The following is a 21519-nucleotide window of genomic DNA, read 5'->3' as shown; positions in this document are numbered from 1 at the left end:
CTCGATCACCGACTTCGGCCTGGTGGACGCCTTCCCGGAGGACGTCAGGGCTCGCCAGCGGTACTACGCGACGTAGCCGTGCCCTACAACGGCTGAACATCCCTGGTTGCCTTGCGGCCCGCATCTGGACCTGGCCCACACCTCACCCCGGCACGGCAGCCCCTTCCCCCTGAAGAGTGCGCGGGCCCGGTACGGCGCGGGTGACCAGGTCCAGATCCAGGCAGCGGTTCATATCCAGCTCGAACCGGCCGTAGATCTCCTTATCTGGACACCTTCGAGTGACGCCTGAACCGGCGCCGTGGCGATCGAGGGGCGGGCTTCGTTGGGTCATCCGAGTGCAGGCTCGGGGAGGCCGGTGTGCGGGTGGTCAAGGAACGCGATGGCGGTGTCGTTCGGCGAGTGCGGTTGGTCGACGGCGACGGTGAGTTGGTCGCGGCGGCCTGCCGGTTCCTGGATCATCTGGTCGACCGGGGTTTCTCGCCGCACACGATCTGTGCGTACGCGTACGACCTGCGGCGCCTGTTCACCTTCCTCGCTGCTGAGGGCATGGACTGGCGCGAGTTCCGGAGCCCGGATGCCTTGCGGCTGCTGGCGTCCCTGCGGCGGGCACCGTCGCGGCGGCCGGCCCAGCGACTGGGCCTGACGGTGGTGGTCGGCGGCCCGGAAGCGCCGGGCAGTCTGCTCGCGCCGGCGACGGTGAACCGGATCTTGGCGGCGGTCTCCAGTTTCTACGACTGGGCGGTGGTCGCCGAGGAGTACGACGGCGACTCCCCGATGCAAAAGCGCCTTGACCCGGCACTTGCCCGGGTGCCGGACCGGCATCAGCCGTTCATGGGCCGCGCGAGCCGTCAGCAGCCGATGCGCCGCACGGTGACGGTCAAGCAGCCGCGGCGACTGCCGCGTCCGGTGGACGAGGCGGTGCTGGAGCAGTTCATCGGCAGTCTGAAGCGGCTGCGGGATCTGGCGGTGTTCCTGCTGATGCTGGACGGCGGGCTGCGGCCGGGCGAAGTGCTGTCGCTGCACCTGGACGACATCTCCTACGGCCGCCGCCGGGTGACGGTCCGCAAGCGCGACGACCACCCGCGCGGGGTCCGCGGCAAGTCCCGCACCGAACGGGTCGTGGACCTGCACGAGCCTCGCACCCTGGACGCGGTCAGCCGCTACGTGATGCACGAGCGCCCGCTCGACGCGACCAGCCCGTTCGTGTTCCTGGTCGGAGGGAAGGGCACCCGCCGCCTGGAGCCGCTGGGCTACGACGCGGTGGTGCGACTGTTCGCGCGGCGGCTGGACAAGCTCGGCCTGCGCACGCCGGAGACCACGCCGCACGCGCTGCGGCACACTCACGCCACGGCGATGTGGGAAGGCGGGATGCGGGAGCTGTCGCTGCAAAAGCGATTGGGACACGCGTCGCCAGAGTCAACCAAGGTTTACACCCGGGTCTCCGACGAGGCCGTGCTGGCCGACTACACCCGCGCGCTGGAGAGCAACCGGTGACCGCGCTCGCCCTGGCGCCCGTTCTGGAACCGGACCGCCGCCGGTGCCACGCACCAAGGGAGGAGTATTTCGGCTGGGTCCGGGCAACGTTCGCCGATGCTCCGGCGTCGATCAAGTCCCGTCGCTACTTCTACAACCGTTTCCTCAAGCACTGGCCGGACTTGGAGGACTGGTTCGCCGAGCCGTTGCTGGTCCGCCTGGACCTGCACGGACGCGATCCGCACGAGCCCGGCAAACGCATCGGGCCGTCCCATGAGGCAGGCCCATATCTCGCCTACCTCTCGCTGGTGCACGGCCTCCGGCTGGACGCCGACTACGTCCTCAGCCGGAACTTCGACAGCCTGTTCGTCCCCAAGGTCGCCGCTGGCCTCGGGCTGGACCTGGATCTGCTCGATTCGCTCTCGGCCCGCATGCTTCAGCTCGGCTATGCGCCTGTCAGTGGCCGGTCCGTCCTCACCTGGGCCTTCACCCGCCTTCTGCTGATGCGCGGTGATCCCGATCTGCGCGGGATCCGGCTCGACGACCTCATTGCGCTCGCCGAAGAGATCAAGCGCTACTGCGCCCGGCCGGAGGCCGGGTTCGTGCGGGCCAGCCATGTCTCCAACGCACGCCGCCGCATGCCCATGGACCAGCTCGCCGAGATCTACCAGAAGGCGTGTCTGACCAGGCTTCACGGGGTCCATGTGCTGCTGTTCAACATCAGGCAGGTGCCCGAGCCGCCGTTCCACGGCCTGAAGACCGCCGAACTGTGGCGGACAGAGCTCACCCCTCCCGAGACACCACCAGCGCTCGCCGCTCCGGTGTCGCGCTGGTTGTCGGGACGGTTGCAGACCAGCGACCGCGCGGAGTCGGTCAGTTCGCAGGCCTGGGAGTCGAACAACTGACGGCCCTGGGCAGCTACCTCGGCACACACCTCACCGCCACCGAAGGGAGTCGTCAGTGACCATCTGGCTCACCCGCCTCGTCCCCGACGCTCCCGCGAGGCCCGCCGCGACCTGGGCGGCGCGGTCGGCATACACCGACGCCTCATGTCCCTGTTCCCCTCGGACGCCGGTCCCGACCCCCGCGCCCGGTTCGGGGTCCTCTTCCGCGTAGAGGACACCCCCGCCGGACCGCACGTACTCATCCAGTCCCTGCACGAGCCCGACCTCACCCAACTTCCTGAGGGTTACGGCACCAGCGTCGCCCGGCCCCTCGACGCACTCCTGGACGCGATCCGCCCCGGACTGACCGTGCGCTACCGGTGCGTGGCCAGCGCCGTCCGTAAACCCGGCGCCACCACCCGTGCCCTGTACAACCCCCCCAGCGTAGTCCCCCTCAGCGGCACCCCCGCCAACGAATGGTGGTTCCGCCAAGCCGACGCCGCAGGTCTCAAGTCACTCACTCTCAACTCCCACCCCCTGGACGCCGCCCAAGGACAACGTCGGGGCAGCAACGCCGCCGAAGCACCGCAGCGCATCCGCCACGCCCGCACACAGTTCGACGGCACCGCGGCAATCGTTGATCCCGACCTGCTCCGCACAAAAATCACCGAGGGCATCGGACGAGGCAAGGCCTACGGCTGCGGACTGCTCAGCATCGCCCCCGCCAGGCATCCCCGATGAAGCCCCCCACAACGCCGAAACGCCCACGCATCCCCGCCCCTGCCCGGCGCAAGCTCGCTGCACCGCAGATCAGCAAGTCCTCTCCGCGCGAGCGGAGGTGAGCCGCGGCTCAAGGCCCGCATCGTCACCGTCGACCCGTCCTCTCTGCGCGAGCGGAGGTGAGTCGAACTGGCTGACCAGGGAAGGATTGCGGCCAAAATCCTCTCCGCGAGAGCGGAGTGAGCCGATCGAGCGGCCGCAGGAGGTGGAGCGTTTCTAGCGCTCTCCGCGCGCGAGCGGAGGTGAGCCGGTTCGTAGCACACAGCAGCAGCTCGGCGCACAGTCCTCTCCGCGCGAGCGGAGGTGAGCCGCACTTGAGGAGAGTGGCCTGACGCGGGTAGAGGTCTTCTCCGCGCGAGCAGAGGTGAGCCGTGGTTGTGGATTCGGTGGCGGCCCTTGTTGTGGTCCTCTCCGCGCGAGCGGAGAGGAGCCGCGGGAATTGGGGAGTCGGCCCCTCAGACCCCCGTCCTCTCCGCGCGAGCGGAAGTGAGCCGTTCACCCTGGCCGGGGAGAACGGACTGAGGTGTCCTCTCCGCGCGAGCGGAGGTGAGCCGCAGATCGGGTTTCCGTTCGAGTGGATCGCGCTGTCTTCTCCGCGCGAGCGGAGGTGAGCCGGACGGCGACGACTTCGACCTCCTGCCCTACCAGTCCTCTCCGCGCGAGCGGAGGTGAGCCGTACCTCCCGTACGCGCGCATTGGTCAGTCCTTGTCTTCTCCGCGCGAGCGGAGGTGACCCTCCCACCGACCCAAACCTAGGCCTGGCCGTCACCGACTACCTCCAGATGCGTCACAGCCGTTCGTCGGCACGAGAGCGATGCATATTATTGACATGCATTTTGAAGTAATGCATTCTTGTGGATCGTGTGCGGTGGTCGTCGAGGCAAGGGCGGGTGCCTTCTTGTCGCATCCCTGCCTGCCGCGACCACCGCTGCCGACTGGTACCGAAACCAAGTGGGAGCCCGCATGTCGCCTCGCCCTTCTGAAGACGTACGTACGCAGCTGAAGGAGGAGGTGGCGGCGGCCATGAAGAAGCGCGCCAACCAATCAGCGGAGGCTGAGCGCCTCAAGGAGGCGGCCGAGGCGGAGTTCTGGAGGTCCATCGACGGACTGCGGCAGCGCTACTACGGGGCCCAGACCGACATTGCGGAGGCTACGAAGTACACCCGCGATCACATTCTCAAGCAGGTCAAGCGGTACACCTCGGACGCCGAGGGTGGAGGGACGCAGTGATCAGCGCCAAGGGATACCAGGACGGGCTGGCTGAACTTCGCGAGGTGCGGGACGCGATGAAGCCGCTGGAGCGGCAGCTTGCGAAGATTCAAACCGAGCTCGGCAAGCTGCGCGCTCAGCGGGACGAGAAGGTCCGCGTGCTGGGTACGTATGAGAAGGCGAAGGCGGACCGGTTGGCGACGTCCGCCGGGGTTTCCGTGATCGACGTGGTTGCCCTTGCGCCGTCTCTGGGCCCCCAGGAGACTGCCAGAGGGCCTGAAGAGCCGTCACCGACCGATGATTCCATCACCAAAAGTCGCGCGGAGGCGCACGCTCCTGCTCAGGCGATCAAGGAGCGGGAGGGTGCGGTGACGCCCAACCTCCGCACTTCGATGCAGCCGGAGACCGCTGCCGACCTGGCCGAGCCGTCGCAGCCGCTAGCCGAGGACGAGTACCAGGAGCAGCGGGTCGGCGAGAACCTCCCCGCTGACCTAGCGGTCCCGTCCCCCAACTCTGCCGCGGCGCCCGTCGCACAGCCGGCGCAAGGCGAGGTACAGGAAAGGACGCTGCCGTCGATTCCCGAGGGGGCGGTGGGCGATCGCTGGTTCCGGGCCGAGCCGAACTTGGCGTCGACCCGGCCCAACTTCAAGCAGGCCACGCGGCAGATGGCGTTCTTGGATACCGCGACCGGCACGTTGGTCTGGCAGGGCGGGACGGTCACCGTGGACCTGGGTCGCGCGAGCGTCGCGGAGATCCTCACCGCGGTGTACGCCATAGTCCCGGCGGATGTGGAGCGCATCTACGTCACGGCCGGCGACCCGTGGCACCGGGACGCCGCGCGTCATCAGTTCCTGAAGGACGCGGTCGCCGACTGGCTGAACGGGCCGCTGCCGGGGGGCTGGCAGGTCGAGTCCTCGCGTGGCAAGGACCGGCAGGCCGGCCACCTGGTCCACCCGCGCAACCCGGTGGGCCGCTGGCAGCGCGGCACGGACCAGCACACCGAAATCCGGTCCGTAGGCGAGTGGTTCGACGCGGCCGGTGCCGACCCGGCAACCGTCCGCGAGGCCTTTGTGCTGCTGTGGAAGGCGCTGCGCCGGCACTGGGACGATGTCGTGCTGATGGGCTCCCCGTCGCAGACGGGCCGGGACCTGTGGTCACGGACCATCCCCACGAAGGCTGGCGCCCGCTGGGCAGACGGTTTCCCTGTCATGAGTCAGGAGATCCGTGGTCTGCTGCACGCCACCGCAGGTCAGGGCCGCACCGAGCTGATCGCTCCGCCGCGCGTACCGGAGCGGGTGCCTGCCTGGTACGAGGTCGACCGCACCTTCGCCTACGCCAAGCACACCTGGTCCTCTGGTGTCGGGGTGCCGCAGCGCGTCACAGCGTCCGCATTCGCGGCCATGAGCGAGAAGGAGCAGGCGGACGCATTGTTCGCCCCCTCGCACTGGCAGGTGCGGGTGACCATCCCGAAGGCCTGGAACCACGTGGGCCTGCTGCCCGCACCCGCGCCGGGCGAGCGGGCCTGGCACTACCCGTACGAGGGCGGCCGAACTTTCGTCACCTGGGCGGGCGGCGCCGAGGTCAACCTGGCGCTCCGTAATCCGCTGCAGCCGTGGCGGATTGAGATTCTGGACGGCCTGGTCTGGGAGAAGGGTGACCCGCTCAAGGGCTGGTCGAACAAGCTGAAGGACGCGTGGGCAGGCGCTGCGGGCGCAGGCTGAACTTCACGGTGATGAGCGGCAGCGCCAGGCCGCGCGGCTGGCCTCGCGCGCCGTGCGTTCGATCCTGCTGTACGGCATCGGTACGTTTGCGCAGCGGCCGCGCATCACCACGGGGTCGGAGAAGCTCGGCACCGGCGGTGAGGTCCCGGAGATTCCGGACGGCGCGCGGCTGACCGGCATCTCGGACACGCATGTCACCTGGGAGCGCAACGCGGGCTTCGCTCGGGACCCGTACGCGCATCCGGAGTGGGCGGCCGGCGTGTGGTCGGCGGCCCGGGCCGCGCTGCTGTCGACCAGCACCGGCACCAAAGACCCGGAGACGGGCAAGCCGGTCAAGGCCGGTGCGCTGCACCTGCCCGCCGGGTCCACCCTCGCCTTCCGTACGGACGCCATTTACAGCACCGTCTGCCCCGAGTGGCCGTACCAGGGCCAACCCGGCGACTACTTACTGAAGGGCGCAATGGCCTGGGAGCAGATGACCCCCACCGCCGATGAGGAGTTCTACGTCCTGCAGGATCTGGGCCGCCAAGCGTTGAAGGCTGAAGACCAGTGAGCGCAGAAGTGGCATGGGGCGGAACGTGGGGGCACGCGGCATGCGGCGCGTCCGGGGATGCCCTGTGGGACGACGAGGACACTGCCTCGTCTGATCACGACTGTGTTGGCGAGGGTGCGGTCACCTGGAGTGCCGAGTGGCACTGCCAGGGCTGCGGCGCGCCTCGGGCAACGACCAGTTCGACGACGACACCACGGCGTACTCCGATCACGAGTGCGCCAGTGACAAGGACCAGGAGATGGCCGCATGACGCCGCGCAAGAGGCAAGCGACTGGCGGCCGCCGCGCCCAGCGCAACGAGGCTGCGAGGCTCACCGACGAGCTGCTGGTCGCCGGGTTCAACAAGAAGCAGGTCGGCGAGATTATCGGCCGCAACCCTTCCCTGGTCAGCCAGTTCGCCGCGAAGAACAAGGGCGCCAGCTTCGTTGAGGCGCTGCGAGCCGTGGTGCAGGAAGTGCAGGCCGGCGGGCCACGCGATATCGCCAGCCTCAAAGCCCTGGCCGCCGGCTACATCCAGCCGCGCTTGAACCGAGAGGGCAACAGAGCGCGGGTGCGACGCAAGGACAAAGGGCGTGCCGAAAAGGTTGTGAAGGACCAGCGCGGCAAGCCGGTGATCGGGAAGGACGGCAAGCCGGTCAAGGCCTGGTCGTCATCGCTAGCCAAAGCAGGCAAGCAGCACATCGCGTCCGGCGCCTCCCGACTGCGGCCGATCGTCGACGAGGCCGCTGCGAACCGAGGGAAGATCGCGTTCACCGTACGGGCCAGGAAGGGTGCGTTCACCCATGACGCCGGCAGGATGGCCGACTCCCCCGGCGTGCGGCGCAACATCGTCCAGCGCCGCGACGGCACCGAGGAACGCGCCTACGCCGACAACACCGGCGGCCCCGGCTCCGGCGAGCAGGGCTTCGACGCCGTCCAGTTCAAGGCCATGGTCGATGCTGCGAGCGGCGACGTCGCCGCCGCGGTCCGCAACTGGCTTGTCATGACCGGCCGCCTCGCCCCCGACGCACCCATCGTCGGCCTGGAGATCCGAGCCTGGCAACCACAAGACTGATATTCGGCGGCAAGCAGCGCGGCGCCCTTGTGCGGCCGTGCGCCGTGAGTACAACGGGCGCGGGCTGGACGAGTGTCGTGTTTTCTGGTTCTTTGACGGGGGCAGGGCGAGGTCTAGGTACTTGTTGAGGGCCGTGCTGTCGAGCTTTCCGTCGAGCGACAGCGCGAGCGCGGTGCGCAGGGTGTACGCAGCGACGAGGCGGGGGCTGTTAAGGCGTTTCTCGGCCTCGCGGAGGATGTCGCTGATGGTCTGCCGCACGTAGATCGGGGCGGCATCGGATCACGGGCTGGAGAAACGAGATGGACTAGACCCCGATTCTTTTACGGGCGATGCTGTGTTCAGTAGGGGCTGCCCATGTGTCTTGACTGGCCTCGCTGCTGGTGTCCTCACGGCTGTCGCAGTGCCAGCCGTCGTCTCGTCCACGGCCCGAGGTGGCGGGGCAGGTGGTCCGTGAAGGTTGGCGCATACCTCCCCGGCTTCAGGCCGTCAGCGAAGTCATGCGGTGGCACGGTAAGGGCGCTTAGTAGGGTCGGGGACTGGCGCGGTGGCCTGTGAGGCTCCGTTTCCAGCCCCCGCCCGTCAAACCGTGCATGCGCTTCTCGCGCACACGGCTTACCGACATCGTTCACCGGCTGGCATGCACCGCCACCCTGCGCACGTTTCCAGACAGGCGAAAGGCTCCGAGCCTGGCGAACCACGCGCCGTCGTGGCGCTTGCCCCACTTTCTGCCCGGGATGCCGCGCTTGCGATTGTCGAAGATCGCGAGACGCTCGTGGACGTAGCTGTCGATCGTGGAGAACTTCCCTGCGGAATTGCCGTTGCGGAAGTACGCCGCCCAGCCTCGCAGGACCGGGTTCAAGTCGGCGACCACGGCCGACAGCGACCGTCCCACGTGACGACGGTCGGTCGCCGCCCGGATCTTGTCCCGCAGCACCCCCATCGCCCGCTGAGACGGCCATCGTTGCAGGTAGAACCTGCCACGGCGGCGCCACGATTCCACCTTCCGGTGATGGAAGCCGAGGAAATCGAAACCCTGCCCACCCCTGGCGAGATGGACGATGCCGGTCTTCTCCGGATGCAGCTGCAACCCGAGGCCGACCAGTACCGCCCCGGCCAGTTCCCGCGCCTGCACGGCACGTTCCCTGGTCGGGCACAGAATCACGAAGTCGTCGCAATACCTCACCAACACCCCGTACCGGTGCCCGCCTCGCTGCCATGCCACGTCCAGAACGTGCAGAGCAATATTGGCGAGCAACGGTGAGATCGGTGAGCCCTGTGGGGTCCCTGCTCCTGGTGAGCCGGTCGCCCCGTCCTCCAGAACCCCCGCCCGGAGCCACATCCGGATCAGCTTCAGCATCGGGCCGTCCACGACGCGCCGGGCCACCTGGGCCACGAGGGCGTCATGCCGAATCGATCCGAAACAGTCACGGATGTCGGCCTCAAGCACCCACTCCCGGCCCCGGTTCGCCTCCACGCGCACGCTCTCGCACGCGTCGATCGCGGACCGCTTGGGCCGGAACCCATAGCTGACCGGCAGGAAGTCCGCTTCGAAGACCGGTTCGAGAACCAGTTTCGCGGCGGTCATCACCACCCGGTCAGCCACAGTGGGGATCGAAAGCGGCCGGAACTCTCCCGGCCGCCCCGGCTTGGGGATCAGGACCCGCCGCAGCGGTGACGGGCGATACGTATACGCCCGCAGTTGCTGCGACAAGTCGCGGAGGAACTCCTCCACCCCGGCGGCGGCCACGGCATCGACGGTCAACCCGTCCACGCCGGGAGCGCCCCGGTTCGCACACACGCCGGACCAGGCCCGCCACAAGACGTCCCTGCGGGAGACATGGCCGTACAAGGCATGGAACCGACGTTCAGGATCTTGCTTGGCACAGCGGTAGAGCGTCCACTGCAAGGCACGGACCTTGTCCAAAGGCCGGCCATCCAGTCGTGCGACGCCTTCCTCCCGGCGGGCGGAACTAGCCAATCCGGCACTCACCCGAGCCTCCTCCTCACACGCGACACGCATCGATGAAGCAGGGGCCCTTCGCTCCTGACGGGTTATGTTGTCCCGCCGATCGGCACTACTACGACCCCCTCCGACTGCCTCTCGGCAGCCCGCCACTTCCCGGCTCCACCGGTTATAGGCAGGCCCTGCTTCCCGGGCCGCAGACCCGGGGCCGAGTAGGCCCTCTCCAGTTCCCAGGACAACCTTCCGACCGTTCCACGCCCCTTACGCCGGGAGGTTCTTCGACGCCCGCTCCAGATTCCCAGGCGTCTTCCCTGGCCTTCGCCCTCTAAGGCACGGGCTCGGCTCCTCCTTGGCCCCGCTCACGCGGGTCGGTGCTGACGACGCTGCAGGCTTCACTTGATGTTGCGGACCGGCCAGTTGCGCACCCCCAAGGGGTGATCGTCGCTCCACTTCGACGCCAGCCTCTCGACCGACGCCGGGAGCCCCGCTACCGAGGACTCTGGCGTCTCCTCGGACCGGACTTGCACCGGCTGGCTGCCCTGAACTTGTCGCCCGAATTACATCGAACCTCCTTCGCGTCCGACGTTTCGGACTGCTGGACGTACGCCTGAATCCACCGCCTTGGATTGAAAAGGATCTTCTAACGGTTTTCTGAGCTGGTGCCGGGTCGGTGCTCGGTTTGGGGCAGGTGGTATCTGCTGGTCTGCCCAGCTTTTCCACGGGTTCGGTTCCGGTCGGGCCTTGAGGGCGGGGTGGACAGGGGTGTCAGATCAGTCCCGGTGGGCCCTGCGTGATGGCGAACATATGCGTCCAGGCTTGCTGCCAGGGCCAGTTGTGGGGCAGGTGCAGGGTGATGCGCCGTGCTGAGCGGGCGATCCGGGCCGGGACGTGGACCAGGTGGGCCCGGAGTGTGGCGGTGGTCGCCTTGGCGTGGAAGGCCGAGGTGTGTGCTCCGACGGCCCGCAGCAGGTTGTAGGCCATCGCCCACAAGATGAGCCAGGCCGAGTTGGCGTGGAAGTGCCCGGAGGGCAGGTGGGCCAGAGCTCCGGCTTTGCTGTCCGCGATGACCTGTTCCACCACCGCGTGGTGGCGGTGTTCTCGTTCGGCCTGGAGTGTCCCGGCGGGGTTGTCGGTGAAGAAGGGGTGGTAGCGCCAGACGGGAAACAGCTCGCCCTGTTCTCCCACGACGGCGGGTTTGGCCAGGTCACGGACCCGGCGCACGATCAGCCGGGCCGTGACGCGCTCACTCTTGTTGCGGCTGGCGAACGCGGTGTATGCGGGTATCTCGGCGACCTCGGCGTCCGAGATGAGATCACCGGTGTCTGGATCTTCCACCGCGTTCGGGTAACTGATCTTCTGCCATGCCTGGTTGGGGATGCTGAGGACGGCCCGTTTGATGGACGGGTTCATGCCGGTGGTGATGGAGAAGCGGGCTCCGGCCCGGCGGCAGGCTGCGATCACACCGGCGTTGTAGAACTGTGAGTCCGCCCGCAGGATCCGCATGCCGGTGCAGCCCGCCTCGGCGGCGGTGGCCAGGGCCTCGCTCACGAATTTCGGGGCGCCTCGGGAGTCTGCTGCCTTGCCGCGTCGCATCCGGACCGCGGCGATCACCGGCCGGGAGTGCGGGGTGCAGATCGTGGCGAGCAACGGGTGCAGAGTGCGGATGCCCTTGAACCGGCCGTACTCCGCGCCCTGCTTGGCCCGCCCGTAAACCCGTTTATGAGTGGAGTCGACGTCGATGAACGCCGTCACACCGGCGCCCGGCAGCAGTGGCGTGTGTGCGGCCAGCGCGCCGAGGAACCTGCGGTGCACGGCGTGGAGTTGGAGAGCATGACCGTGGGTGAACGCGCGCAGGAACGTGCCCAGCGTGGACGGGGCCCGGATACCGTCGAACACGGCCGGCATCGCACCGTGCCGCAGCAGGTGAAGGTCGTCGATGCTGTCCGCGCCCGCGGCCATACCGCCCACGATGCTGGTGACCTTGGCGTCCGCCGCCGCACCCGCGCCGTTGCCCGCCCCGGGCAGCTTCACCTTCTCGGCCACCAGGCGCGAAAGACCGCACCGCTCGGCCAGCCGCATCACCGGGACCAGCCCCGCATACGCGATCAGATTCCGGTCATCGAACGCAGCGGAGACCGCCGCCGGGGTGTGAGAAACTTTCATCTACGAGGTGCCTTGCTGATAGCGCGTGATGGTGGTGTGGTAACTCCCATCTTCGCAGGTCAGCAGGCACCTCTCTTCATTTCTCTATCCACAGGACCCGGGACAGCCGGTGGATCCAGGCTTAGGGGATGTCCGGTCGATCATGGCCTTCGTATCTGGGGCCCGCTCGGACGAGCCGTAGGGGAGCGGCGCAGGGCCGGGCGGTTCTGCTCGGCGGTCAGGCGGGAACGTCGGCCCGGTCTAGGACAGCGGCGATCTCGTCCTCGGGGAGCGCCGGGTTGGAACCCGCGCTGGAGGCCAGTTCAGGGACATGAAGCGCCTCGCGGAGCCGGTGGAGCGGGAGGCGCGGGTCGCCGACCGCCGCCTGGCGTGTCCAGACCGCAGGGTCATGGCTGAGCCGTTCGATCAGCGTGGGTGTGGCGGCCGGGTCCCGGACGGCCAGCCGACGGTAGTTGCCGTCCGGGTGGTCCGCGTAGCGCGCGGCGAGACCCTCGCGGGGAAAGCGGGGGTGCGTCTCCGCCATCCAGGCGGAGAACGTGCCACCGAGCCGCGCGTACACACGCATCAGGGCCTCCTCCGGGGTGTCGGGGTGGTACATGCCCAAGAGGTCTTCCACCAGCGGGTCCTCGGTGCGTGCGAGCAGGCGCATGAGGTCGGGCGGCAGGTGGGGGCTCTGGGCGGCGGTGCGCCGGAGCAGCGGGTGGGCGGAGGACGCGGCCCTGCGCAGCACCTCGGGGTCGGCGAGCCCGTCCCGTACCCACTCCACGTCCCCCCTGTCGAAGGCCTCCACTGTGAAGTCGATCGACATGCGTCGTGTCTCGTCCAGTTCCGGTCTCAGGGAGACCGCGAGCCGTACGGCCTCGTCGGGGTCGACGGCGAGCCGCTCCACGAGGTCGGTGGGCAGCGACGGGTTCTCGGCGAGGGCGGCCAGGTGCGTCCGCTCGGCGACGCACCGTTCGGCGTCGGCGCGGTGGAGGAGCCCACGGCGCATCACCTCGGCGGCGGACTTCGGATCGTGGAGGAGTTCGGCGGTGATGCGTGCGTCCCGTCGGCACTCCCTCAGCGCGGCGGTCCGTCGCACCTCGGGGGCGGGGTCGGCAAGCAGCGCCGACCGCTCGCCCGGCGGCAGCTTCTCCCATGCGCGCGCCGCGCTCCGGCGCGCTGCCGGTTCGCGGTGCGTGGCCAGCGAGGCCACGAACGACGGCACCAGATGGGGCGAGTCCAGCAGGGCCATCCGTACGGAAAGGTCGGGGTCGTCGAGCAGGCGGGCGCACACGTCGTCCGGCAGCGGCGCGACCGTCGTACGCGGGTCGCGCCACTCGGGTCCGTACGCGAGAGCGGCCCGCACCTTGGGAGAAGGGTCGTCCGCGAGCCGGGCCCGCTGCGCGGGCTCGGCCCTGGTGCTCATCGCGAAGTCGATCCGAGCGCCAGGGTTCGGGTGAGCCAGGATCACCGCGATGGCTGGCTCGGGAAGTCCAGCCCGCTGGAGGGCGTGACGGGGCGGGCCGTCACCGCCGCCGTCGAAGGCGAGCAAGCGCAGCAGCAACGGTGTCGGCAGCGCCGGGTTGCGGGCGACTCCGTCCAGCGCGGACGCGTGGAACGCGACCATGATTCCCCTACCCCTGTGTCTCCGTCGGCTGGTCCGCGACCATGATCCCCCTACGCCCGTCAGGCCGTCTGGCGGTCGGGCCGTCCTGTCGGCTGGCTGAACTCCGCTGAACGGCCTCTTTGTAGGCTCCTCAGCTCAGGAGGTGCTGTGGAGATGGTGGACCGCGCTGGGGAAGGGTTTGAGTACGCCCTGACCAGCGACGAGGATGAGAGCGACTTCTGGGGCTTCGCGCAGGAGGCCAGCGGTTTGTTCAACGGGAGTGAGGACGGTCTTCGTCAGGTCGAACTTCTGGGATGCTCGCCGCGAGGAGCGCTGCTGACCTCCCTGGTTCATCTCGGCGGGCGCCGCGCATATGCAGGGAGCGCGCATCTGGCCCTTCTCGACGCCGAAGGCAGTGAGATGGGTTCCTACTTCGTAGGCAACGTCACCGCAACCGCCGCCAAGCCTTCCCTTCGTGAGGAGGGCCTTTTCGACATCACTGTGCGTCTGTGGTGTGACCAGCTCCTCCCCGGCTCGGCATGGGTGTGGGAATTGCTTCGAACGGGACAACTGAATCGGAAGGGCATGTGGCACTCCCTCCCTCCGGAAGACCGGAAAGCCTGGTTGTCCGTAGCGCTGTGGTCGCGGCAGTACCAGCGCCGCGACCAACCCGAGGACACCGCGCCAGGGGAGGTGTTCATCTTGGACGGCCAGCAGGTCGTTGATGCCGATAGCTTCTACTGCGCGCTGGGTGAGGCCATCAACGGTCCCGGTGGCTACTTCGGGTGGAACCTCTCCGCCGTGGACGACTGTCTCGGCGGACGCTTTGGTGCCGCGCCTCCGTTCACCCTGGAGTGGCAGAGCTCAGACATCGCGCCGGTGATCTCCTCCAGATTCGGCGCGATCGCGTCCAGCGCACGGACGAGCCGATCATCGTTGAGCAGCCCAGGCTCTACGCCGAAGACTTCCTCCACGGCCCACTTCCGTGCCCAGTCCTCCACCCGGACCATCGACGTGGGCGAGGACAGACGGTTGGCGACCAGCACCTCGATGACCTGCCCGTGGGTCAGATGCGCCACGTCCCGCACCGGGCACAGTTCGTCGATGATCCCGGCCACGTCCAGCCGGCGCAGAAACTCGGCAGAGGCAGGCAGAGCGCCCAGACGCCTCTCCACCACAGAGGTCAACTCCACCGCCATGCGGGGACGCTGGACCCGGGAACGACGTGTACGAGATATCGGCACATCCCACTCAACGAACCACACCCGTCCAGGTACCGGCCACATGACCGGATCATCCGATCCGGTCATGTGCGGAGGATGGGGCTAGTGTCCGCAGCATCCCCTCCGTGCACGCGTCCTGGTTCTCCCACGACACGTACCGGAAGCCGCCGACGAGGTAACGGTCCAGGACCCCCAGCTGGGCCAACGCCTCGGCCGTCGCGACCACCACCACCTCGATGCGGTGACCGGACCGCCGGTACGCGGCCGACACCGCACGGAGCTCGTCCTCGTCGGCGAGGGCGGACTCGACCACTGCGTCGAACCCATGCGCCCGGACGTGCTCCTCGACCGCGGCCTGCCAACGGCTCGTGTCCGGACGGACCTTCGCACCGGCGGTGCGGACGTCGGCGTCCAGAAGCGCGGCGTACTGGCGGTGCGCGGGCTTGTAGAGATCGCGGCCGATGCGTACGGCGCCTCCCCGGTGGTCCAGGGCGGCCTGGACCAAGTTTGCGACCCCGGTCTTCCCGGCTCCGGGCGGGCCGCCGACGATGACGACGAGCGGCCGGTCCTGGCTCACGGCACCCTGCGACGGGGCGCTGCGGCGCGCACGGCGTCGATGCGACATCGTCGAGACCGCCCGTAAGGGCGCAGAGGAGCGATCATGAGTGGGTTCGTTGCGGTGAGCGAGTGGGATGCACACTATGCAGCCGGCCGTAATTTCCGTCCCGTGATGAGCGAGGAGCAGGCGGTATTTGAACGCCATGTCGGTTCGGGGGACGGACTCTCCGCTCTGGACGTCGGCTGCGGCAGCGGTTGTTTCGGCAAAGACCGTGTCCCGCGCAGGTCGTGTCGCTTTACGCGGAGGCTGAGCCTCGGCGTTGTGTCGCGTTGCGACGAGCCATCGTGTTCCTTTCCGGAGACCCCGTTGTGACGGAGATCACGGGACGCAATCTGCTCGAACCTGACTATACGTGGGTCGCTCTGCCGCCAGGGGCGTTTCAAAGTCCCGATGATCAGGTGAGTCTGCAGGTCATGGTGCTGCAGGGTGTCGAGGGCGACCCGTCACGGAAGCAACGAAACTCCGGTTGAACGGGGTGACCTTCCCAAGTCGCCCTGCTTCGCCGGAGTTTCGATGTGTCGTCAGTCTGCCACCGTCTGTCTGGTCAAGCCGCCCACCCTGGCGGGTGTCGCAGTGCTTCCGCTGGTGGAGCGGTTGCGGTTGCTGCCTGATCCCCGGCGCCGGCGCGGTGTGCGTCACCCGTTCGTGGCGGTGCTGCTGGTCGCTGCCTCGGCGGTGGTGGCAGGCGCCCGGTCGTACGCGGCGATCGGGCAGTGGTCCACCAGCGCCCCGCAGCACACGCTGGCCCGGTTGGGCGCCCGGACCGTAGGCGCGCTGGGCGTGCGCGTTCCGCCGAGCGCTGCCACGATCCGACGGGTCCTCGGCCGTGTCTGCCCGGGCGGCCTGGCCGACCTGACCGGCGCCGATCCCGCAGGCGCACAGTCGGTGGCCGTGGACGGCAAGGCCGCCCGCGGGTCGCGTCACGACCAGAGCCCGGCCGCCCATCTCCTGGCCGCGATGACCGACCAGGGGCGGACCGTCACCCAGCTGCGGGTGCCCGACAAGACCAACGAGATCACCTGCTTCGCCGCCCTGCTGGAGCCCTACGACCTGACCGGGGTCACCGTCACGGCCGATGCTCTGCACACCCAGCGCGCCCACGCGCGCTTCCTGGTCGAGGAGAAGAACGCGCACTACCTGCTGGTGGTCAAGGCCAACCAGCCCGGTCTGCACCGACAGGTGCGGTCACTGCCGTGGAAGGACGTCACCGCACGCCGCTACGACCGCGAGAGGGGCCACGGACGCAAGGAGACCCGCGTCACCAGGGTCCTCACGGTCACCGACCTCGGACTCGACTTCCCCCACGCCGTCCAGGCCGTGCGGATCCTGCGCCACCGCACCGACCTCAAGACCGGCGCGTGCACCCGCCAGACCGTCTACGCGATCACCGACCTGACCTCGCATCAAGCCTCGCCCCAACGCCTGGGCCAACTCGCCAGGTCGCAGTGGACCATCGAGAACCGGCTGCACTTCGTCCGCGACACCACCTTCCGCGAGGACGCCTCGAAGGTTCGGACCGGCCACGGGCCCGACAACATGGCGAGCCTGCGGAACTTGGCGATCAACACGCTCCGCGACGCCGGGCACAGCAACATCGCCGCCGGTCTCCGCCACGCTTCCTACGAACCGTTCACCCGCCCACTCGACCTCTTGGGCATCGCCTGACCGGCGCACTCACAAGATCAAGAGACTTTGCAGCGCCCCTGGCTCTGCCGCCGAGACGGGCTTGGCGGTCCCGCTCAGCTGGTTCGGTGCATGGTTGTGGCACCGCCTCCGTCGCCTGTCTGCACCGCGGGCCTCTTGACGTCGTCGAGCGCCCCCACCTTGCGCACGAACTCCGTAGTGGTACCCCGCAGGTCTGCGGGCTCGTGGCTGTCGACGGCGTCGGCAAGGCCCGCCTCAGCGCGGATCATCTTGACTGTGGTGTTTTGGAATACTCGGCGAACTCTGGAGTGATCTCGGGTAGCAGATCCCATGAGGTTCGGATTCGTGCGCGGCGTCCGATTCGGTGTTCGGGTCGTTGCTTGGCAGTCACCACGGCGGCTGCGGCCTGAAGCGGCGCTAAGTAGGGTCGGGGACGGGCGGGGTGGCTGCCGCTCCGTTTCCAGGCCCCGAACTTACTGAGGTGTCTCTTGCAGATGAGGCCGCCGGTGAGAGGGACGTGGGTGTCGTGCAGGTCGAGGCATCCTTCTCAGCCGACGGTCAGGCGGTTGAAGTGGTGCAGAAGCGAGCCCACGCTCAGGATGAGTTGAGGCGCCGTTTCAGCGCCCAGGCCCGTGCTGTCAGGTGAACCGACATCGCGTTGGCCGCGAGGTCCGCATCGCCGGTGCGGATCGCGGCCAGAATAGCGCGGTGCTCAAGGTGTGTCTGTCGGAGGCTGGTCGGTATCGCCCCGCCCAGGAAGATCACGTAGGCCGACGTTGCGGTCTGCTCCGCGTCGATAAGCCGGGCCAGTCGACGATTGCCCGCCTTCTCGGCCAGGAATGTGTGGAACTGAGCGTTGAGGGACAGGAATGCGTTCTCCTCCGGGGGAGGCGCCTCCATCTGATCCTGGAGTTTCTCAAGTCGCGCCAAGTCGTCGCTGCCCAGGCCCGGCGTGGCGAGCCGGACGGCGAGTGACTCCAGAGCAGCCCGGATGCTGTACACCTCTACCAGGTCCTCAACGGACGGCGCGAAAACACGGACCCCGCGCCGCCCGTCCCAGTGGATGAGGCCCAGGTGTTCGAGGAGGTAGAACGCCTCGCGGACGGACGTGCCGCTGACCCCGAGCCGTGTGGCGATCTCGCCTTGGACGAGTCGGGTCCCGGCCGGTAGGCGCCCCTGCCGAATCTCGGCCTTCAGCTGTGCGGCGACTTGCTCCACCACTGAGGCTTGGAGGGAATCGGCAGCCTTCTCAGCTTCGGGTTTCGGGGGAGTCACCATAGGCCTCATTCTCCCACTCTCTGCGCGCCGGCGATCGGTCACACTGGGGAGGGAGTCCAAAGCCGCCGATCCGGGTCATTCAGGGCGTATGGTATGTACTCCTCGAAATTTCCGCCGGTGCCCCACAGGTCGCTCTCCTCCGGCGTCGTCTCGAAGCACCGGGGGACCCAGTTCTCCTCGTCCTTGATGACCTCGAGGTCGGTCGTGTATTCGCACACGTTACCGTTGGGGTCGCTGAAGTAGGAGAAGGTGTTGTTGCCAGGGCCATGCCGCCCGGGGCCCCACAGCGGGGCCAGACCGTGGCGCATCATGCGTCCGGTTCCACGCATGTACTCATCGAGCCCTCGCATTTCGAAGGAGACGTGGTTCAGGGAGACGTGGGGGCCCTGGGTGATGGCGATGATGTGGTGCGCGGGGCCGACTCGCATGAAGCACATGAAGCTGCTGAGCCAGTCGGTCAGTTTGAATCCGAGACTGTCCTCGTAGAACTTCTTGGTGGCTAGGATGTTGTCGGTGTTGATCACTACATGGCTGAGCTTGACCGGGATGGACTCTCCAGATTCCAACTGCCGAGCCGTCCGTTCCTCCACCCCGGCCGAGATCTCGACGAGGCGTCCGTCGCAGTCGAAGAACCGGAATCCGTAGCCACCGCCGGGCGTCTGGAGGGAGTGAGGCTGGGAGTCGAGGCGGATTCCCTTGCGCAGGAGGCTGTCGGCGAGGGTATCCACGTCCGCCTCCGTGCGAACGCCGAAGGCAAGGATTTCGAAGTGCTTCTCGGCGCCCTGGCGAAGACGGAGAACGTAGGGCTCGGTGCTACCTTCCGCGGCGTAGAACGCCACCCCGCTGTCACGAGCGACCTCGGTCAGCCCCCAGATGCCTCCGTAAAAGTCACAGGCCTGCTTGAAGTTCGATACTTCTTGTGCCGCATAGCGGACGTGCGTGATCAGCGACATCGATAATCACTCGTCTCCCTATCGGGGGCTGGAGGTGAGGGTAACGGTCTGGATGTTGGTGAACTCCCGGACGCCGAACTGCGACAGCTCACGGCCGAGGCCGCTGCGCTTGATCCCCCCAAAGGGGAGGCGCGCGTCGGATGCGACGATGGCGTTGACGAACACCATGCCGGCCTCGATCTCGGCGCTCAGGAGTCTGGCGCGGTCCAGGTCGGCGGTCCAGAGGCTGGCGCCGAGCCCGAGGTCGATGTCGTTGGCCGCGGCCACCGCCGCCGCTTCGTCGGGAACCACCATTACGCCGGTCAGGGGGCCGAAGGTCTCCTCGCTGAAGACCGGCATCGTCGCGGTGACATCGGTGAGGACGGTGGGCTGGTACCACCAGCCGGGGCGGTCCATGGGCCGGCCGCCCACCAGGACGCGCGCACCCTGCTCGATCGACTCGTTCTGCTGGCGGATGAGTTGGTCACGCAGATCACGCCGGGCGAGTGGGCCGATGTCGGTGGCGGGATCCGTAGGGTCGCCGACGCGCAACGCGGCCACTGCCGCGCGGAACCGCTCCAGGAACTGTGCCGCCACCGACTCGACGACGATGATGCGCTTTCCGGCGATGCAGGACTGCCCGTTGTTCTGCATCCGGGCGCGGCAGGCGGCCTGGGCGGCAGCCTCGATGTCGGCGTCCTGCAGCACGATGAACGGATCGGAGCCGCCCAACTCGAGGACCACCTTCTTGACGTGTGCGCCCGCGGTGGCACCGACCGCGCGGCCTGCTCCGACGCTGCCGGTCAGTGTCACAGCGGAGATGCGCGGATCGGTGATGGCTCGCTCGGCGAGTTCCGTATCCATCAGCACGGCGCTGACAACGCCTGGAGCGAAGTCCGCGGCGAGGAACAGTTCTTCGATGACGAGCGCGCACTTGCTGACGTTGGGAGCGTGCTTCAGGAGCACGCAGTTGCCAGCCAGGAGTGCCGGGATCCCGGCTCTGAAGAATTGCCAGAGCGGGTAGTTCCACGGCATGATCGCCAGCACGGTGCCCAACGGACGGAAAGCGACGAAGGCATCGTCGTAGGGAGAAACCATCGGCTGGGGCATCAGCATCGAGGGGGCGTTGTCGGCCAGCCAGTTGGTCGACCACACGCACTTGTCCACCTCCGCCAGCGCCTCGGTGATGGGCTTGCCCATCTCCTCGGTGAGAAGGGCGGCGAGCTCCTTCCGACGCGTGCGGACCTGGTCGGCTACCCCGCGCACCAGCGCGGCGCGATGCTCGACGGACGTCCTGCGCCACCTCGTGAATGCTGTGGCTGCCTGATCCAGCATTTCCTCGACGGCGGGCCAGTCGGCCGTGTCGTGAGCAGCGATGAGTTTGCCGGTCGCCGGATTCCGGGAGACGAAGGCCCGGGCGTTGGTGAGGACGGCGGCATCCTTAGCAGTGGTCATGAAGCCATCACCGCCACCTGGTGGTAGTCCGCGAGGAAGGCGAGGGATTCCGACCGGCCTTCCAGGGCGCGATACACGAACGCTGCGAGGGCGAGATCCTGCAGCGGCGACCCGACCGACTTGTACAAGGTGCGTTCGCTGTCAGCGCGAGCGCGGCCCACGCCGGCTACGACGTCGCCGAGTAGGGCGATGCGCTCTCGGTCGAGAAAGCCCGCTTTGTCGGCGGCGATCGCATCCCCGGACTCGTGCAGTAGCAGGGCTGTGTCGATGACGATGCGGTCGACTGCGGACCAGGTGTGCTCGTCGATCTCCCGCTGCGACGGCAATGTCGACCCGATGGAGTTGACGTGCACCCCCGGCCGCGTCAGCCAGTTGCCGGCGAACGCAGGGCCGCGCGTGCCGGTGTTCGTGGCGACCGCGATGATGTCGGCATCGGCCACCGCGGCTGTGGGTTCGTCGGCAGTCCTGGCTTCAATCCCTTCGGCCCGTAGTTCAGAGGCCAGGCTTTCGCGTCGCTCGACGCGAGGACTGAAGATGACCACGGACTCGATGGGGCGTACGGCGCGGATCGCCTCGATCTGGGTGCGCGCCTCCGAGCCGGAACCGATCACTCCCAGCTTCCGGGCGTCCTTGCGGGCCAGAACATCGGCGGCCAGGCCGCCGCATGCGCCGGTGCGCAGGGCAGTCAGGTGGTTTGCGTCGATCATGGCCAGGTTCTCGCCGGACTCCTGGTCGATCAGGTGGTAGGTGTAGCGCACCTGACCGTTGCACCGGTGGAACTCCTTGTACCCGGCGAGGCCACAGGACGGCCAGGACGCGGCCATGAGCCGGAGGAAGCCGGTGGGCAGGGGAATGTTGACCCGGGCGGCCTCCACGATGTCGCCCTGGGCGAAGCTCAGGTAGGCGCTTCGTAGCTGTTCGATCGCCGTCGACATGTCGATGGTTTGCCGGACGGTGGCGTCGTCGATGATCACAGTCATG

At 68.1% G+C, this 21519-nt stretch carries 18 protein-coding genes and 2 pseudogenes; 9 read left to right on the top strand and 11 right to left on the bottom strand.

All coding sequences use genetic code 11. The features are described 5' to 3' along the window. The first annotated feature begins 357 nt into the window (after positions 1–357). The 7 genes and pseudogenes from OG395_RS55045 (at position 358) to OG395_RS55015 (ending at position 7673) form a co-directional block, all read left to right on the top strand. Entirely contained in the window at positions 358–1494 is a 1137-nt protein-coding gene (locus OG395_RS55045) for a tyrosine-type recombinase/integrase (RefSeq protein WP_327241099.1), read from the top strand. Then, entirely contained in the window at positions 1491–2378 is an 888-nt protein-coding gene (locus OG395_RS55040; RefSeq protein ID WP_327241100.1) for a hypothetical protein, read from the top strand. The genes OG395_RS55045 and OG395_RS55040 overlap by 4 nt, the downstream gene beginning before the upstream one ends. Before the next feature lie 55 nt (positions 2379–2433). Further along, positions 2434–3098, top strand: a pseudogene (cas6e, locus tag OG395_RS55035) (type I-E CRISPR-associated protein Cas6/Cse3/CasE). Between the two features lie 1002 nt (positions 3099–4100). After that, positions 4101–4367 (top strand): hypothetical protein, encoded by a 267-nt coding sequence (locus OG395_RS55030; protein WP_327241101.1) that lies wholly within the window; start codon positions 4101–4103, stop codon positions 4365–4367. Next, positions 4364–6067, top strand: a complete 1704-nt coding sequence (locus OG395_RS55025; RefSeq protein ID WP_327241102.1) for a Mucin-19 — start codon at positions 4364–4366, stop codon at positions 6065–6067. The genes OG395_RS55030 and OG395_RS55025 overlap by 4 nt, the downstream gene beginning before the upstream one ends. Before the next feature lie 52 nt (positions 6068–6119). Then, positions 6120–6620, top strand: a complete 501-nt coding sequence (locus OG395_RS55020; RefSeq protein ID WP_327241103.1) for a hypothetical protein — start codon at positions 6120–6122, stop codon at positions 6618–6620. A gap of 246 nt (positions 6621–6866) precedes the next feature. Next, positions 6867–7673 carry a hypothetical protein gene (locus OG395_RS55015; RefSeq protein WP_327241104.1) on the top strand — a complete coding sequence of 269 codons (807 nt, stop codon included), beginning with the start codon at positions 6867–6869 and terminating at the stop codon, positions 7671–7673. A 625-nt stretch (positions 7674–8298) separates the two neighbouring features. Here the strand turns inward: OG395_RS55015 and ltrA are convergent. The 3 genes from ltrA to OG395_RS55000 form a co-directional block, all read right to left on the bottom strand. Then, positions 8299–9693, bottom strand: a complete 1395-nt coding sequence (gene ltrA / locus OG395_RS55010) for a group II intron reverse transcriptase/maturase (protein ID WP_327241105.1) — start codon at positions 9691–9693, stop codon at positions 8299–8301. Between the two features lie 708 nt (positions 9694–10401). Then, on the bottom strand, positions 10402–11799 hold the full coding sequence (locus tag OG395_RS55005; RefSeq protein WP_327241106.1) for an IS1380 family transposase: 1398 nt from the start codon (positions 11797–11799) through the stop codon (positions 10402–10404). A gap of 217 nt (positions 11800–12016) precedes the next feature. Then, the gene (locus OG395_RS55000; protein ID WP_327241107.1) at positions 12017–13408 is read right to left on the bottom strand and encodes a Mucin-2; all 1392 of its coding nucleotides are present in this window, start codon (positions 13406–13408) and stop codon (positions 12017–12019) included. Between the two features lie 153 nt (positions 13409–13561). On the opposite strand from OG395_RS55000, the pseudogene OG395_RS54995 reads away from it, so the two are divergent. After that, a pseudogene (locus tag OG395_RS54995) lies at positions 13562–14197 on the top strand (barstar family protein); the annotation flags it as partial. Here OG395_RS54995 and OG395_RS54990 read toward each other — a convergent pair. Both OG395_RS54990 and OG395_RS54985 read right to left on the bottom strand, forming a co-directional pair. Continuing rightward, the gene (locus OG395_RS54990; RefSeq protein ID WP_327241108.1) at positions 14164–14586 is read right to left on the bottom strand and encodes a DUF4277 domain-containing protein; all 423 of its coding nucleotides are present in this window, start codon (positions 14584–14586) and stop codon (positions 14164–14166) included. The pseudogene OG395_RS54995 and the gene OG395_RS54990 sit on opposite strands and share 34 nt — an antisense overlap. Positions 14587–14680: 94 nt before the next feature. Then, on the bottom strand, positions 14681–15187 hold the full coding sequence (locus OG395_RS54985; RefSeq protein WP_327241109.1) for a zeta toxin family protein: 507 nt from the start codon (positions 15185–15187) through the stop codon (positions 14681–14683). A 555-nt stretch (positions 15188–15742) separates the two neighbouring features. On the opposite strand from OG395_RS54985, the gene OG395_RS54980 reads away from it, so the two are divergent. After that, a complete protein-coding gene (locus tag OG395_RS54980) occupies positions 15743–16894 on the top strand; it encodes an ISAs1 family transposase (protein WP_327241110.1) in 1152 nt (383 codons plus the stop codon). Positions 16895–16968: 74 nt separating this feature from the next. Here the strand turns inward: OG395_RS54980 and OG395_RS54975 are convergent, their stop codons facing one another. The 6 genes from OG395_RS54975 to OG395_RS54955 all read right to left on the bottom strand — a co-directional run bounded on the left by OG395_RS54975 (position 16969) and on the right by OG395_RS54955 (position 21518). Further along, the gene (locus OG395_RS54975) at positions 16969–17142 is read right to left on the bottom strand and encodes a hypothetical protein (protein ID WP_326793509.1); all 174 of its coding nucleotides are present in this window, start codon (positions 17140–17142) and stop codon (positions 16969–16971) included. Next, on the bottom strand, positions 17139–17369 hold the full coding sequence (locus tag OG395_RS58945) for an SAV_6107 family HEPN domain-containing protein (RefSeq protein ID WP_442818813.1): 231 nt from the start codon (positions 17367–17369) through the stop codon (positions 17139–17141). The genes OG395_RS54975 and OG395_RS58945 overlap by 4 nt, the downstream gene beginning before the upstream one ends. A 98-nt stretch (positions 17370–17467) precedes the next feature. After that, positions 17468–18193: a GntR family transcriptional regulator gene (locus OG395_RS54970; RefSeq protein WP_327241111.1), complete on the bottom strand. Its 726-nt coding sequence runs from the start codon at positions 18191–18193 to the stop codon at positions 17468–17470. Beyond that, positions 18190–19104, bottom strand: coding sequence for a VOC family protein (locus OG395_RS54965; protein ID WP_326793511.1), 915 nt, complete (start codon positions 19102–19104; stop codon positions 18190–18192). Before OG395_RS54965 ends, OG395_RS54970 begins: the two co-directional genes overlap by 4 nt. 18 nt (positions 19105–19122) lie before the next feature. Then, on the bottom strand, positions 19123–20538 hold the full coding sequence (locus OG395_RS54960; RefSeq protein ID WP_327241112.1) for an NAD-dependent succinate-semialdehyde dehydrogenase: 1416 nt from the start codon (positions 20536–20538) through the stop codon (positions 19123–19125). Further along, a complete protein-coding gene (locus tag OG395_RS54955) occupies positions 20535–21518 on the bottom strand; it encodes an ornithine cyclodeaminase family protein (protein WP_327241113.1) in 984 nt (327 codons plus the stop codon). The genes OG395_RS54960 and OG395_RS54955 overlap by 4 nt, the downstream gene beginning before the upstream one ends. Position 21519: the final 1 nt, after the last annotated feature.

The organism is Streptomyces sp. NBC_01320 (assembly GCF_035974375.1).
GTDB lineage: Bacteria > Actinomycetota > Actinomycetes > Streptomycetales > Streptomycetaceae > Streptomyces > Streptomyces yanii.
Note: the sequence above shows the minus strand (reverse complement) of the source record. Positions and strands in the feature narration are given on the sequence as shown.